Consider the following 14,352-nt stretch of genomic DNA (forward strand, 5'->3'; position numbering starts at 1 on the left):
TTGACCCATGCCTCCCCTGATCCTTGTCACCGGGGCGACGGGATATATAGCCAGCCTGCTAATTCCCCGATTGCTCGAACGCGGATATCGCGTCCGCGCACTGGCTCGCCACCCGGAGAGACTCCGCAGGCGAAAATGGTACGCAAACGTGGAAATGGTCCAGGGCGATGTCATGGATCTTGCGACGCTCATGCCCGCCTTGGATGGAATCCACACCGCTTATTATCTTATCCACAACATGTCTCGCGGACATGGTTACATCGAGGCTGAACTTCAGGGTGCGCGAAATTTTTCGAATGCCGCCGGGCGGAAGGGCATCGGGCACATCATTTACCTCGGCGGTTTGGCAGACCCGGAACAGCATATCGCACCGCATCTGCGTTCGCGCATCGATACAGGCAGGGCGCTTCGCGAGGGCGAGGTTCCCGTCACTGAATTCCGCGCCGGTGTGATCGCAGGCTCGGGGAGTATTTCCTTCGAGATGATCCGCTTTATGACCGAACTCTTTCCGATCATCCCTGCGCCGGAGTGGATTCGAAATCGATCCCAACCGATCGCGATTCAAAATGTGATCGATTACCTCATCTCTGCGCTCGAAAATAAAAGCGGGCAGGGCGGTGTCTTCGAGATCGGAGGTCCCGAGATCACCACATATGCGGACCTCATGCTCCGCTATGCCCGCGCGCGCGGGTTAAGACGAAAAATGCTTTTGGCTCCACGCATCCCGGTCTGGTTCATGGCGTTCGGTGTGAATTTGATGACGCCTGTCCCCTTTCCCATCGCCAGCGCGTTGATCGGCGGCTTATCGGCGGATAGTGTCGTCAAGCACCCCGGGGCACAGACGACCTTTCCCGGAATCGATCTGGTGGATTTTGATACCGCGACCCGAAAAGCGCTCGAGTTGACGCACCCCGATCATATCCAACGTGTTTGGGAGGACGGAGGGCTTGAACTGAAATCGCTTAAGCACGAAGGGTGCTTTGTCATTCATAAAATTTTCGCGCCAGGTGGGAAGCAGCCGAAGGAATTTATGCGAAGCCATATCAGGAATTATTTTGGTGAATTGTGGATCGAACATCGCCTGGAACAGGCTGACGGTTTCTCGCGCACCATAATATTTCATCCTCAGGGTCTGCCCGGTTTTTTGTATTGGTACCTGATTCGGCCGTTCCTGCGGCTGGGATTTTTCGATTTATTCCAGAAGATCAGCGGGTGAACGAGGATTCATGAACCGCGTCATTCTTATGGTGTTTGTCATCATTCTCATCCTCTCAATTTTGCTTGCGATTGCAATTTACCTGCCAATTCCAGTCACGCCTTATTTGGATTTTCAGGTCCTTTATCGGGCAAACAGGGCGATTCTGAACGGGATTCCCTTATACGACCGCGAAGCGCAGACGGAGTGGATTGCCCAGGTCTCCGGAGTTTCCGTGGACGAAGTGTTTGTCCTGCCTTTTCCCTACCCGCCCTGGTATGCTGTGAGTACCCTTCCCATTGCCTTTCTTCCATTACACGCCGCCGCCCGGATGTGGTTTCTTCTAAACATTTCCATGTTGCTTTTGTCGGTCTGGCTTTTCACCGATGGATGGCACCCTCGTAAACGACTGATTTCTTTTCTGGCGGCGTTATCTTTCCTGCCCATTCTGGGCGCTTTGATCGTTGGGCAATATGTCTTCCCGGCCATCCTCGGCATGGCGTTGATCGTCTACTCTGTGAAGCGGGAACATGCGGGACTCCTTGCGCTGGGCATGGCCCTGGTTACGTTCAAACCGCATATCGGGATATTCGTCTTGCTGGCGATTCTTTTACATTTGATCCAGCGGCGTGATGCTTTTGGTCGACGCGCTTTCTGGTGGACGTCCGCTGCGGGGGTGTTTCTCTTCCTCCTTGGTTTCACCGTCGATAAGATGTGGCTCCTCAACTATTTCCGTTCCTTGTCTGATTTCAGGAATATCTCGGAATGTGAGATATGTACAAGCCTCCCGCTGGTGATCGGGCGGATTGCCGGTCTTGGTTATGATCAATCTGCTCCAATCGCCGGGGCGGTTCTCATGGTGGCAATCGCTCTATTTATTGGGAGCAAACATCGGCTTGGGAGCGAAGCGTCTTCGGCTTTCTTTGCCTGCGTCCCGTTGCTGGTCAACCCGTATCTGTTGAATTATGATTTTTCGTTTGCGCTCGTACCTTTGTTTTACCTTTCTGCGAGCGCAGGATCGAAATTGGACTGGCTCTGGATCGCGTCCTTCATTCTTCTGCCATGGGTCGGGCTGTTGATATTCAACCGTGCCGGGAATCCGATTTTGCTGTTCTGCACCCTGGCGATGACTTCCATCATCTTGACGCGGAGGGATAAGGGGCATACAATCGTTTCATAATACGAATCAGCCAGCGGCGAAGTCCGGTGTAAACCCGGCGCTGTCGCGCAACTGTGAAGTTCGATCATCGAATACTCGAACATCGATTATTGAACGAAGCCAGGTCGCCCGCACTGATTCGGTTCAGCCACTTCTCGCGGAAAGGAGGTGGAGAACGGATCCCCAAGCGGATAGCCTCTCCCACCTCCCCAGCCCATGCTGGGGATTTTATTTTCGTAGTGACGATTTAAACCTTCACCACCACACACAGGAGAAAACAATGTTACGCAAGACCCTTATCTTGACTTTATTGATTGGCCTGCTTGCTGCCTGCTCGCCTCAGGCTGCTCCGATGGTTGATTCTGCTCAGACAGAAATCCCCGCCGACGAAGCCGCATCTGCCATTTCTCCCGAGCATAACCTTACAGACAGTTGTGTCATTGAAGGCGAATTCGATGCTTCGGTTGATTATTTCCCCGAAAAAGCCACACTGACTCACACCAACGGATTCAGCGTCGAATACTTCAACAACTACAAAGTGGTAACGGTCAAGACGCCCTACCCCGGCGCGGCTGAATCCATCCAGTATGTGCTCGTACAATGCGGCACACCTGCGCCTGAGGGCTTTCTCGACGAACAGATCATCAATATCCCTGTGCAGACCGTTGTGATCATGTCCACCTCTTATCTGCCTTTCCTCGATGAACTTGGCCTGTTGGATCGTCTCGTTGGCTTGGATGATGCCACCTATGTCAGCAATCCCGCCGTTTTGAAAATGGCGGAAGAGGGCAAGCTGGCCATGATCGGTTACGGCTCGGGCGTGAATGTGGAACAGGCGCTCGAACTCAGCCCGGAACTGATTCTCACCTACGGCTCTGGTGCCCCCGATTACGACGCGCATCCTGTGTTGATCGAGGCGGGTTTGAAGACAGTGGTCAACGCCGAATGGTTGGAGACGACTCCGCTTGGTCGCACAGAGTGGGGAAAGTTCATCGCAGTCTTCTTCAACAAGGAAGCCGACGCCCAGACACTTTTTGCAAAGACAGTTGAACGATACTCCGAATATGCCGCGGTTGTTGCGAGCGCGACAGAGAGACCAACAGTGTTTACCGCTTCCGACTATCAGGGAATCTGGTCGATGCCGGGCGGCAACAGTTTTGCCGCCGCATTCTTCAAAGATGCCGGCGCAGACTATCTCTGGGCGGACGACACCTCCACAGGCAGTCTGCCGCTTGCCTTCGAAGCCGTGTTCGAGAAAGCCCAGGGCGCGGAATACTGGGTGAATGTCGGCTACTTCTTCACCCTCGATGACCTGCTCGCCGCCGACGCGCGCTACGCCGACTTTAACGCCTATCAGAGCGGCAATATCTGGAACAACGACGCCAGGATCTCTCCAAACGGCGGCAACGATTACTACGAAAGCGCTGTCGCACATCCAGAATTGGTGCTGGCGGACCTCATCAAAATCTTCCACCCCGAGTTGCTCCCCGATCACGAACTGGTCTATTACCGTCAATTGAAATAGAAAACGTTAAATCCTGAAGGCCTTTAAGACCTTTAGGATTTATCACATTGTATGAATTCTTCTTCATCCTTCCCCAGACTCGGACTACGCACCTGGATCGTTGCCTTGCTGATCGTGATCCTTGTCGCGGCGTTCATCCTCAGCCTCACGCTGGGATCGGTTCGCATCCCGCCGGAGCAGGTTCTGCGAATCCTGACCGGAGGCGAACCCGACAAAACCTCCTGGACGGATGTTATTTTCAAATTCCGTCTGCCCAAGGCAGTGACGGCAATGCTAGTCGGCGCGGCGTTGTCAGTGGCTGGCTTACAAATGCAGACTCTTTTCCGTAATCCACTGGCAGACCCGTTCATTTTGGGAGTCAGTTCAGGCGCGAGTTTGGGCGTGGCACTGGTGGTTCTTGGAACGGGCGCAGGCGGAGCGTCCGCTTTCATCACCGGCTTGAGCATATTCGGAGACTTAAGCCTGGCGGTTGCCGCCAGCCTGGGAGCAGGAACAGTTCTCGGCGCGGTGCTGATCGTTTCCCGTCGGGTACAGAACACGCTTACGCTGCTCATCCTCGGTTTGATGTTCGGCTATCTGACCAATGCCATCGTCAGCCTCTTGATCTATTTCAGCCAGCCGGAACGTGTGCAGGCATTCAGCCTGTGGGCCGCGGGCAGTTTCGGCGGGGTGACGTGGAACCAGATGAGCGTCTTTCTCCCTGTGATCGCGCTTGGTTTATTCATCGGTTATGTAATGATAAAACCGTTGAATGCTTTGCTGCTGGGCGATGAATACGCTCGTTCTCTGGGTTTGAACGTGCGCCGCGCCCGCTTCTGGATCATCCTGAGCGCTTCTTTGCTTGCGGGCGTTTCCACCGCCTTTTGCGGACCAGTCTGGTTCGTGGGTGTGGCAGTTCCGCATGTGGCGCGTTCCCTGCTCAACACTGCCGACCATCGCGCCCTGTTACCCGCTTCCATGTTGATGGGCGCATCCTTTGCCCTGGTTGCCGATGTCATCGCTCAATCGCCGGGCAGTCAATATGTGTTGCCGCTCAATGTGGTCATGTCGCTATTTGGCGTGCCGATTATCCTCTGGGTCATCTTGCGTCAAAAACAACTCCGCCAATCCTTTGCCTCCTGATCTACGGATGACCGTTTACTAAACATGCTCTCTTCCTCTTCCCTCACCATCGGCTATCACCAACCTATCGCATCCGGGTTGGACCTGCAACTGCGCCCCGCAGAAATGGTTTGCCTCATCGGCCCGAACGGCGCGGGCAAGTCCACGCTGCTGCGGACACTCGCTGGAATGCAATCCCCTTTGAGCGGCGTGATCAAACTCGGCGAAGCGGATTTGCACAGCCTGCCCGCGCTCGACCTTGCGAAACAACTCGCCGTCGTGTTGACGGGGCGCGTCGAAGCAGGCAATCTCTCGGCGTATGCGTTGGTGACTCTCGGACGCCACCCCTACACCGATTGGCGCGGACGTCTGACACCACACGATGAAGAAGCGGTTCGACATGCCATGCATCTGACAGGTTCTGACGTACTCGCCTCCCGACCGATCCATGAATTGAGCGATGGTGAACGTCAACGTGTGATGATCGCCCGCGCTCTGGCACAGGAACCCAGCGTACTTTTGCTCGATGAACCTACTGCTTTTCTCGATCTTCCGCGTCGTGTGGAGCTTTTACAATTGCTTAAACGCCTCTCGCGCGAAACAAACTGCGCCATCCTGCTCTCCACGCATGACCTCGACCTCGCCCTGCGCATCGCCGACCGACTCTGGCTGCTTTCCTCGCATGGCGAATTGCACATCGGCCTGCCCGAAGAACTCGCGCTCAACGGCTCGCTCGCGAGCATCTTTCACAGTGAAGGCATCGAGTTCGACCACGCCAGCGGCGCGTTCAAAGTCCACCAACCCGTTTGCGGTCCCATCAGCCTGCACGGTGAAAAGGACGGTGTCGCTACGGCTTGGACATGGCGCGCCCTCGAACGCATCGGTTACGAAGTTCACAACAATGGCGCGCGCCATCCCGTCCATGTAGCTGTGTTGGATGCGAATCATTGGCATCTCACCACGCCCAAAGGACAGAGTGAACACATCACCCTTCAGAGTCTGATCGAAGCTCTTTCACCCGAACAACATGAAAACTAAAGTCTTGTTATCCTGGTCTTCAGGCAAAGACTGCGCCTGGACTTTACACACCTTGCGGCAGCAACCCGATATTGAAATTGTGGGCTTGCTCACCACCTTCAACGAAACGAACAACCGTGTTGCCATGCACGGCGTGCGCATGGAACTGGTTGAAAAACAGGCGGAAGCGGCGGGTATTCCGCTTTGGCCTGTACCATTACCCTTTCCCTGTTCCAATGAAGAATACGAGGCGCGAATGCGGGTTGTCATCGAACGCGCCCGCAATGAGGGTGTGACACAGGTTGCATTCGGCGACCTGTTTCTCGAAGACATCCGCGCCTACCGCGAAAACATGATGGCAGGCACAGGCATTCAACCCGTCTTCCCCATCTGGTGCACGCGCGATGAAACGAAAGCGCTCGCGCAGGAAATGCTCAAAAACAAGCTGCGTGCTGTACTAACAACCGTGGACCCCAAACGGCTCGACCTCTCTTTTTCAGGGCGAATGTATTCCGCCGGTTTGCTCGGAGACCTGCCCGAAGGTGTTGACCCGTGCGGTGAGAACGGCGAGTTTCACACCTTCTGCTTCGATGCTCCGATCTTTGTCCATCCGATCCCGGTTCAGGTGGGTGAGACGATCACGCGCGATGGCTATGTTTATTCTGATTTGCTCCACGCTGAAAAAGGGATTTGAGATGGCGTCAAAGAAAAAAGGATTGCTTATCGTCAACACTGGCGACGGCAAGGGAAAATCCACTGCCGCATTTGGAACCGTGCTGCGTGCCTGGGGGCGCGGATTTCGGATCTGCGTCATTCAGTTCATCAAAGCGGAGACCGGTCAATGGGGTGAGATCAAAGCCGCGAAGAAACTCGGCATCGAATGGCTCACCACCGGCGACGGCTTTACCTGGACATCCAAAGACATGGATGAGACCATTGCCCGCGCCCGTTATGGCTGGGAGATAGCCAAGGAAAAAATTACCAGCGAAAATTATGACCTGGTTGTGTTGGATGAATTCACCTACACCCTTGCGTACAACTGGCTCGATACCGCCGACGTGCTGGAATGGCTTCGCCTCAACCGTCCATCTAACCTGCATCTGATCATAACGGGGAGATCTGCGCCTGAAACTTTGATTCGCCAGGCCGATCTTGTGACCGAGATGGCTCTCATCAAACACCCGTATGAGCAGGGAATTCAAGCGCAGGCTGGGATCGAGTTTTGATGTCATTGTGAGGGCGTTCTTCCCGAACCAATCTCCCGTTGATGAGATCACATGATCTGGAGGTTGTTTCTTCGGGACGAACACCCTCCTTGCAAAGACATGACTTGGAGTGGCAATGATGTTTGAAGAAATTGTGGGTCAAATCCAACCGCTCGATCAAGCGGCAATGGACGCGGCTCGTGAGCGACAGAACCAACTCACCAAGCCGACTGGCAGTCTGGGGCGGCTGGAGGAACTGTCCATTCAACTGGCAGGGATTCGACGCAAGCCATTGCCTTCCATCAAAGAAAAAGCCGTCATCGTGATGGCGGGCGATCATGGCGTGGTTGTTGAAGGCGTGAGCGCATATCCGCAGGAAGTCACGCCGCAAATGGTATTGAACTTCCTCAACGGCGGCGCGGCGATCAATGTGCTGGCTCGTCATGCCGGGGCGCGAGTCGTTGTGGTGGATGTGGGCGTGGCAAATGACATCCCATCGGCAAATGCGAATTTGATTCGGCGGAGGGTCGGCTCGGGGACGATGAACCTGGCTCAAGGTCCAGCCATGCGGCGTGAACAGGCGGAAGAATCCATTCAAAGTGGAATCGAAGTCGCGTTGACCGAAATATCCAAAGGCGCGGATATCCTCGGCACGGGCGATATGGGCATCGGAAACACCACACCATCGGCGGCGATCGCCTGCGCGTTGTTGAAAGTAACGGCTAAAGAGATAGCAGGGCGCGGCACAGGCGTGGGCGATGAAGGGCTGAAGCGAAAGATCGCTGTGATCGAAAAAAGTTTAAAGGTCAATCGACCTGATACGAATGACGGGATCGATGTGCTTGCAAAAGTGGGCGGTTTCGAAATCGGCGGGCTGGCGGGTGTGATGATTGGCGCGGCGTCGAGGAATACGCCTGTGATGGTGGATGGATATATTTCGACGGCGGCGGCGTTGATCGCGGTTTCACTTGCCCCTGAGTGCAGGCAGTATCTTATCTCCGCGCATTGTTCGCAGGAAAAAGGTCACGGGTTGATGTTGCAATGGCTGGGACTGAAGCCCCTGCTCGAACTCGATATGCGTCTTGGCGAAGGCACAGGTGCGGTGCTTGGAATTTCAATGGCGGAGGCTGCATGCAAACTATTGAGTGAGATGGCAACTTTTGGTGAAGCAGGTGTCAGGAACAAGGAATAACCACAAAGGACACGAAGATACAAAAAGAAAAGCTTTGTGTTCTTATGTGTACCTTCGTGGTAAAAAGGTCTTATGATCCCCATCCTCGCCGCCTTCCAATTCCTCACCATTTTTCCCACCGTCGTCAAGCGCATGTTCACCGCGCAAGAAATGGGACGCGCCGTGGGTTGGTTTCCGCTTGTGGGTGTTGTGCTTGGTTTTTCGCTTTATGGCATCAACCAACTTGCCAGCCTCATATTCCCGCCGATGGTTTCTGCTGCGCTGACTCTCATCGCATGGATCGCCTTCACCCGCTTCTTTCACCTGGACGGTTTCATGGACTCGCTCGACGGTTTGTTCGGCGGCTGGACTCCCGAACGCAGACTCGAGATCATGAAGGATTCGCGCATGGGCGCGTTTGGGACGATTGGCGGCATCCTTGTTTTGTTGACGAAGTTCGCGGCTCTTTCTTCGACCTCTGCCCTGTTCCCCTCCATCATGCTTGCCACCACGCTGGGACGTTGGGCGTCTCCGCTGGTCATCCACTTTTTTCCATATGCGCGTGAAGATGGTCTGGGAATCGAAATGAAACGCAATGTGACCCTGCGCGAGATCATAATCGCCACATTGATCGCAGGTGTTACTTCATGGGTTATCCTTGGCTGGCTGGGATTTGTCTTCATGCTGGGCGCTGCATTCATCGCCTTCCTCACCGCCGCCTATACTATGCGCCTCATCCCCGGATTAACCGGCGACATCTATGGAGCAGTCACTACGGTAGTGGAAATGCTAATCCTCGTCGCCTTCACCGCAAACCTCACCTGAAACCTGGAACCTGACACTTGAAACTCTATCTCACCCGCCACGGCGAAACCGACAACAACCTTAACCACCGTTATCAAGGTCAAACGGACGTGCCGATGAATAAAACCGGCATCCGTCAGGCAGGATTGCTTGCGGAGCGGCTTGCATCCGAAAAGATCGGCGTCATCATTGCGAGCGACCTATCCCGCACCATCGAGACTGCAAAAGCGGTTTGCGCCAAGCAGGAGAATCCGCCCGTTATTCAAACGGATCCGCGCTGGCGGGAACTTTCCTTCGGCGTATGGGAGGGGCATAACCAGGAGGAGATCAAATCCCAATGGCGGGAGGAGGCAAAGGCTTGGTATGCGGATATCGTCCATTCGTCCGCGCCGGGAGGCGAGAGCCTCGCTCAACTTTCCAAACGAGTGGGAGAAGCTTTGGAAGATCTGAAATCCACTTACAAGGATGAAACCGTTCTGCTTGTGACTCACAGCGGCGTGATTCAAACATTGATGTGCCTTGTCCTCGGTGTAGACTTGAAGCGTTACTGGCAATTCCGCGTTCTGCAAGCCTCTTTGACGGTCATCCGCTTTCATGAGGCGGGCGGCGCCATCGAACTGTTCAACGATTGTTCCCATCTTACGGAAGTGACAGAATGAGCCGCATCACCCTCATCCTCGGCGGGGCGCGCAGCGGAAAGTCTTCCAAGGCCTTGAGACTTGCCGAAGAGCTGCGCAAGTCGGTTACGTTCATCGCCACTGCGCAAGCCACCGATGACGAGATGTCCGCGCGGATTCAGAAGCATAAAGTCGAACGGTCGGCGGGCTGGGAAACGCTTGAACTTCCACTCGACATCACGCCGAACGTTTTGCAGATAAAATCGGAAGTGGTTGTTCTCGATTGCATCACGCTGTGGGTGACGAACCTGATGATGCACTACGTCGCAGACGATCTAGTGGACGAGTCTCCATTCATGCAGACGGCGCAGGCAGAAACCGAGTCTTTAATGGCGGCAATTCGCAAGACGGAACAGGAATGGTTGATCGTTTCCAATGAGGTTGGTTTTGGGCTTGTCCCGCCGTATCAGATGGGACGGGTCTTCCGCGATACGTTGGGCTGGGTCAACCAACGGCTCGCGCAGGAAGCGGATGCGGTCATCTTGATGGTGGCAGGTATTCCAATGATGGTCAAAGGATAAGAGGAAATATGGAAATATTGATCCGGGAAATGAACGCGGGAGAATCGCCCCAGACCAAATCGTTCTCGCGGAAATCCAGGGTGAATTCGCGTTTGAAGTTGGACTTCGAAAATGAAAAACTGGTTTATGTCATTGTCCCTGTGGATGAACCCTACGAACGCGACTATGCCGCTGAGGATGTCGGGTATGGTTTTGGCGATGACAATACCGCGATCTTTATTGCAGAGATCGATGGAAAACCCGCCGGGCGAATCAAGATGATGAAATGGTGGAATCGATTCGGATATGTTGAAGACCTGGTTGTGGATCCTGAATATCGCGGTTTGGGTGTCGGGCGGATATTGTTGGAACGCGGCATTAAGTGGTCACGTGAAAACCATTATCCTGGCGTGATGCTCGAAACGCAGGATAACAACGTCCCGGCATGCAAATTGTATGCCTCCTGCGGATTTGTGTTGGGCGGTTTCGACCGCAATGTTTACAAAGCCATCAACCCGAACACAAAAGAAACTGCTTTGTATTGGTATTTGATCTTCTGATCGAGTTCTTCGGCTTTTTCCGCGGGTGTCACTCTGTTCACCTGGTTGAACATCTTTGAGCCATTCTTCGATCCGCAAAAACCGGGGACGGCAGTCGGTTTGCCCTGAAAATTCGTCAGACAAGTCACGAAATTGACACATATCTCTAACAGTCCGTTAACCGCCAACCTGCTATAATACCCATGCCACTACACGACGGCGCAGGATGCCTGACACATGAAACTCTGCATGTGACACCCCGGAAAGGCAGGTACACTATCATGGTCATTTCCAACTTTTCCCCCATCAACTTCTAAAACCCAGCCGCGGTCTTTTTTGTTTCGCGCGCCTTTATATTCCTTTCTTTCGATTTAACGTGCCACTTGATACCTGGCACTTGAAACCTGGCATTTTAACCATGACACAACACAGAATTACAGACGACCTCGAAGCCCTATTGGAAGTCCTCCCAACGAATATCCGTCACGCCGTTGAGAAGGCGAACAACAGCGAGAAATTGCTGGAGATCGTCATCGACCTCGGTCGCATTCCCACCGCCCGTTTTGTGGACGGCGAAATTGCTCTTCTCAACACGGAGATCAGCCGCGCCGAGATCGACCACATCACCGAGCGCATCGGGGCGTTCGACGCCGACAACCGCGCAGGGATGGAACGCACGCTCCACCGAATCTCGGCCATTCGCAACCGGTTGGGAGTCATTGTCGGTTTAACCTGCCGTGTCGGTCGCGCCGTGTACGGCACGGTGGACATTATTCAAGACCTGATCGAATCAGGCAAGTCGGTATTGATTCTCGGCCGCCCCGGCGTGGGGAAGACGACCCTCCTTCGCGAAGCCGCCCGAATCCTTGCTGAAACCAAGCGCGTTGTCATTGTGGATACATCCAACGAGATCGGCGGCGATGGCGATGTGCCGCATCCTGCCGTGGGCAGGGCGCGCCGCATGCAGGTACGCGAGCCGATGCTTCAGCACGAGGTGATGATCGAAGCCGTGGAAAATCACAACCCCGAAGTCATCGTCATCGATGAGATCGGGCGCGAACTCGAAGCGCTTGCCGCGCGCACCATCGCAGAACGCGGTGTGCAACTGATCGGCACGGCGCATGGACAGACGCTTGATAACCTTCTGCTTAACCCCACGCTCAGCGACCTTGTCGGCGGTATCGAAGCTGTGACTCTTTCGGACGAAGAAGCCCGCCGTCGCGGCACACAAAAGACCGTGCTCGAACGCCGCGCGCCTCCCACCTTCGACCTGCTCATCGAGATCCAAACCCGCGACCGCTTCACTATTCATCAAGATATCATGACATCGGTGGATGCGTTATTGCGCGATACGCCCATCCCGCCGGAGATTCGCACGCGCGATGAATTGGGTGAGATAAAGATCGAGAAAGCCGCACCCGCTCCAAAGTCCAGAGGTGAGGCGCCGACGAAGACCCCGCTTCGGACTCGCAGGCAGCCCTTCGATCGAACTCAGGGCAAGACTGCTTCTCAACCCGTCGAACATCCCCTTGCGCCCGCACAGGCACCGAACGTTGGCGCAAAGTTGCAGACCATCCGCATCTTCGCGTATGGCGTGGCGCGCAATCGACTCCAACAAGCCGCGAAGCGACTCGGTGTGCCTGCGGTGGTTGTGACCGATGCTGCCGAAGCCGATGTGCTGGTGACGCTGCGGACTTACTACCGCAACCGCGAGCACACCATCATGGATGCCGAAGCACGCGGCATGCCGATCTATGTACTGCGCGCGAATTCGGTTTCGCAGACCGAGCAGTTCATCAGCGATTTGTATAACCTGACCGAACATGTGCAGCGCGACAACATGGAAGACATCCGCGATCAGGCAAAGCAAGCCATCAGCGCGGTCTTGAACGGCGAGCGCTTCGTTGACCTGCCGCCGGGACCTTCGCTTGTGCGCCGCTTGCAACACGAAATGGCGCGTGACGCCGAGTTGGTTTCTCATTCATACGGCAAGGAACCGAGAAGGCATGTGAGGATTTTTAGGGAATAGGATATGGTGAATAGGGAGCAAGAACGTCCTGCTCCCTATTTTTTGTTACGATTCCCAAACCTATTCACTATTCCCTTTTCACTACACTATGTTCATCACCCTTGAAGGACCCGAAGGCTCGGGCAAAACTTCCCATATTCCCCATCTCGTGGAATTTCTGCGCGAAAAGGGTTATGTTGTCTTCCCCACCCGCGAACCCGGCGGGACGTCCATAAGCGAACAGATCCGCGACGTGTTGCACGATTTGAAGAACGCGGAGATGCACCCGCGCACCGAGACCCTGCTCTATCAAGCCGCTCGCGCCCAGATCGTGGAGCAGGTTATCAAGCCGCGCCTCGCCGATGGGGAGGTTGTCATTTCAGATCGTTATTACGATTCCACGATCGCCTATCAAGGCTACGGTCACCAGCAAAATTTGGATGACATCCGCGCATTGGTCAAATATGCGACTGGCGGTTTGACCCCGGATCTGACGGTCTTACTCGATTTGGATGTGGAAGTGGGACTGAAACGCAAAACACAAAACGCGATGGAGTGGAATCGGCTCGACGCGTACACGGTGGAATTTCATAAGCGTGTCCGCGCAGGTTATTTGGAGATGGTCAAGTCCGAACCGAAGCGTTGGGTGGTGGTGGACGCGGGGCAGGCATGGGAGTCCGTACAGGCGGAGTTGCGAAAAGTGATTTTGGGGAAATTGGGGAAATGACGGTGTAGGGGCGGGGTCACCCCGCGTCTACTTGTTTGATACAATCCCATCATGCCATCCAACCTCCATCTTTTTTCATCCCCCGGCGAGCGAGACATTCGCTATATCGTCGATGCCTGCCGCCCATATTGTGAAGGCAAAGATGACCCGGTCATTGCCTTCATGCCTCTTGCTTTTCTTGACGGTGAAAAATGGCTAGATTACACCAAACAGCAATTCAAAGGTATTGCCAGTATTGAGACGGTCAACACCGAGTTGATGTCACCCAAAGAGATCGAAGCTATTTTGCGCGAATGCGTTGTGACGTATATTTCTGGCGGGAATACATTTTTGCTTAATCATTGCCTGCACAATAGCGGTATCATGCCGTTTCTAAAGAAGAAAGTGCAAGCCGGGCTGCCAGTGGTGGGTTTTAGCGCGGGTGCTGTGTTGTGCGGACCGAATATTTTGACCTCTTCCGATATGAATTCAGTGCAAACGCCTCACTTTGACGGGTTGAATGCCACCCCATTCAATTTCTTCGCGCATTATGGAGAATCCCAGCATGATGATTGGTTGAGCGATTATCACGTCTTTCACGATAACCCGGTCATCATGCTGTGCGATGGGGCGTACGTCAAAACTGAAAAAGGCAAGGCCAGCCTCGTCCGTGGGGAGGCGTATATATTAAGAAAAGATTCAGAAAAAGGAAGATTAGTCGAAGGTCAAATCATTCCGTTATAGG

General features: G+C 54.3%; 15 protein-coding genes. All 15 read left to right on the top strand.

What is annotated here, in order from left to right; all coding sequences use genetic code 11:
- The first annotated feature begins 7 nt into the window (after positions 1 to 7).
- The 15 genes from HS100_09795 to HS100_09865 all read left to right on the top strand — a co-directional run bounded on the left by HS100_09795 (position 8) and on the right by HS100_09865 (position 14,351).
- Positions 8 to 1,216, top strand: coding sequence for an NAD(P)H-binding protein (locus HS100_09795; GenBank protein MBE7434200.1), 1,209 nt, complete (start codon positions 8 to 10; stop codon positions 1,214 to 1,216).
- Between the two features lie 10 nt (positions 1,217 to 1,226).
- A complete protein-coding gene (locus tag HS100_09800) occupies positions 1,227 to 2,375 on the top strand; it encodes a DUF2029 domain-containing protein (GenBank protein MBE7434201.1) in 1,149 nt (382 codons plus the stop codon).
- A gap of 259 nt (positions 2,376 to 2,634) precedes the next feature.
- The gene (locus tag HS100_09805) at positions 2,635 to 3,879 is read left to right on the top strand and encodes an ABC transporter substrate-binding protein (GenBank protein MBE7434202.1); all 1,245 of its coding nucleotides are present in this window, start codon (positions 2,635 to 2,637) and stop codon (positions 3,877 to 3,879) included.
- 51 nt (positions 3,880 to 3,930) lie between these two features.
- Positions 3,931 to 5,001 (top strand): iron ABC transporter permease, encoded by a 1,071-nt coding sequence (locus tag HS100_09810; GenBank protein ID MBE7434203.1) that lies wholly within the window; start codon positions 3,931 to 3,933, stop codon positions 4,999 to 5,001.
- Between the two features lie 24 nt (positions 5,002 to 5,025).
- Entirely contained in the window at positions 5,026 to 6,018 is a 993-nt protein-coding gene (locus HS100_09815) for an ABC transporter ATP-binding protein (protein MBE7434204.1), read from the top strand.
- Positions 6,008 to 6,691: an adenine nucleotide alpha hydrolase gene (locus HS100_09820; protein ID MBE7434205.1), complete on the top strand. Its 684-nt coding sequence runs from the start codon at positions 6,008 to 6,010 to the stop codon at positions 6,689 to 6,691. The genes HS100_09815 and HS100_09820 overlap by 11 nt, the downstream gene beginning before the upstream one ends.
- Position 6,692: 1 nt before the next feature.
- Positions 6,693 to 7,223 (top strand): cob(I)yrinic acid a,c-diamide adenosyltransferase, encoded by a 531-nt coding sequence (gene cobO, locus HS100_09825; GenBank protein ID MBE7434206.1) that lies wholly within the window; start codon positions 6,693 to 6,695, stop codon positions 7,221 to 7,223.
- A 115-nt stretch (positions 7,224 to 7,338) separates the two neighbouring features.
- Positions 7,339 to 8,394: a nicotinate-nucleotide--dimethylbenzimidazole phosphoribosyltransferase gene (gene cobT, locus HS100_09830; protein MBE7434207.1), complete on the top strand. Its 1,056-nt coding sequence runs from the start codon at positions 7,339 to 7,341 to the stop codon at positions 8,392 to 8,394.
- Positions 8,395 to 8,466: 72 nt separating this feature from the next.
- A complete protein-coding gene (gene cobS, locus HS100_09835) occupies positions 8,467 to 9,198 on the top strand; it encodes an adenosylcobinamide-GDP ribazoletransferase (protein MBE7434208.1) in 732 nt (243 codons plus the stop codon).
- Between the two features lie 17 nt (positions 9,199 to 9,215).
- Positions 9,216 to 9,836, top strand: a complete 621-nt coding sequence (gene cobC, locus HS100_09840; protein ID MBE7434209.1) for an alpha-ribazole phosphatase — start codon at positions 9,216 to 9,218, stop codon at positions 9,834 to 9,836.
- Entirely contained in the window at positions 9,833 to 10,375 is a 543-nt protein-coding gene (gene cobU, locus HS100_09845; GenBank protein MBE7434210.1) for a bifunctional adenosylcobinamide kinase/adenosylcobinamide-phosphate guanylyltransferase, read from the top strand. The genes cobC and cobU overlap by 4 nt, the downstream gene beginning before the upstream one ends.
- An 8-nt stretch (positions 10,376 to 10,383) precedes the next feature.
- Positions 10,384 to 10,914, top strand: coding sequence for a GNAT family N-acetyltransferase (locus tag HS100_09850; protein MBE7434211.1), 531 nt, complete (start codon positions 10,384 to 10,386; stop codon positions 10,912 to 10,914).
- 397 nt (positions 10,915 to 11,311) lie between these two features.
- Positions 11,312 to 12,922: an AAA family ATPase gene (locus tag HS100_09855; protein MBE7434212.1), complete on the top strand. Its 1,611-nt coding sequence runs from the start codon at positions 11,312 to 11,314 to the stop codon at positions 12,920 to 12,922.
- Between the two features lie 88 nt (positions 12,923 to 13,010).
- Complete coding sequence (locus tag HS100_09860) at positions 13,011 to 13,628, top strand: dTMP kinase (GenBank protein ID MBE7434213.1); 618 nt, start codon at positions 13,011 to 13,013, stop codon at positions 13,626 to 13,628.
- A 51-nt stretch (positions 13,629 to 13,679) separates the two neighbouring features.
- Complete coding sequence (locus tag HS100_09865) at positions 13,680 to 14,351, top strand: Type 1 glutamine amidotransferase-like domain-containing protein (GenBank protein MBE7434214.1); 672 nt, start codon at positions 13,680 to 13,682, stop codon at positions 14,349 to 14,351.
- Position 14,352 lies beyond the last annotated feature (1 nt).

This window comes from Anaerolineales bacterium (genome assembly GCA_015075725.1).
Classification (GTDB): domain Bacteria; phylum Chloroflexota; class Anaerolineae; order Anaerolineales; family Villigracilaceae; genus Villigracilis.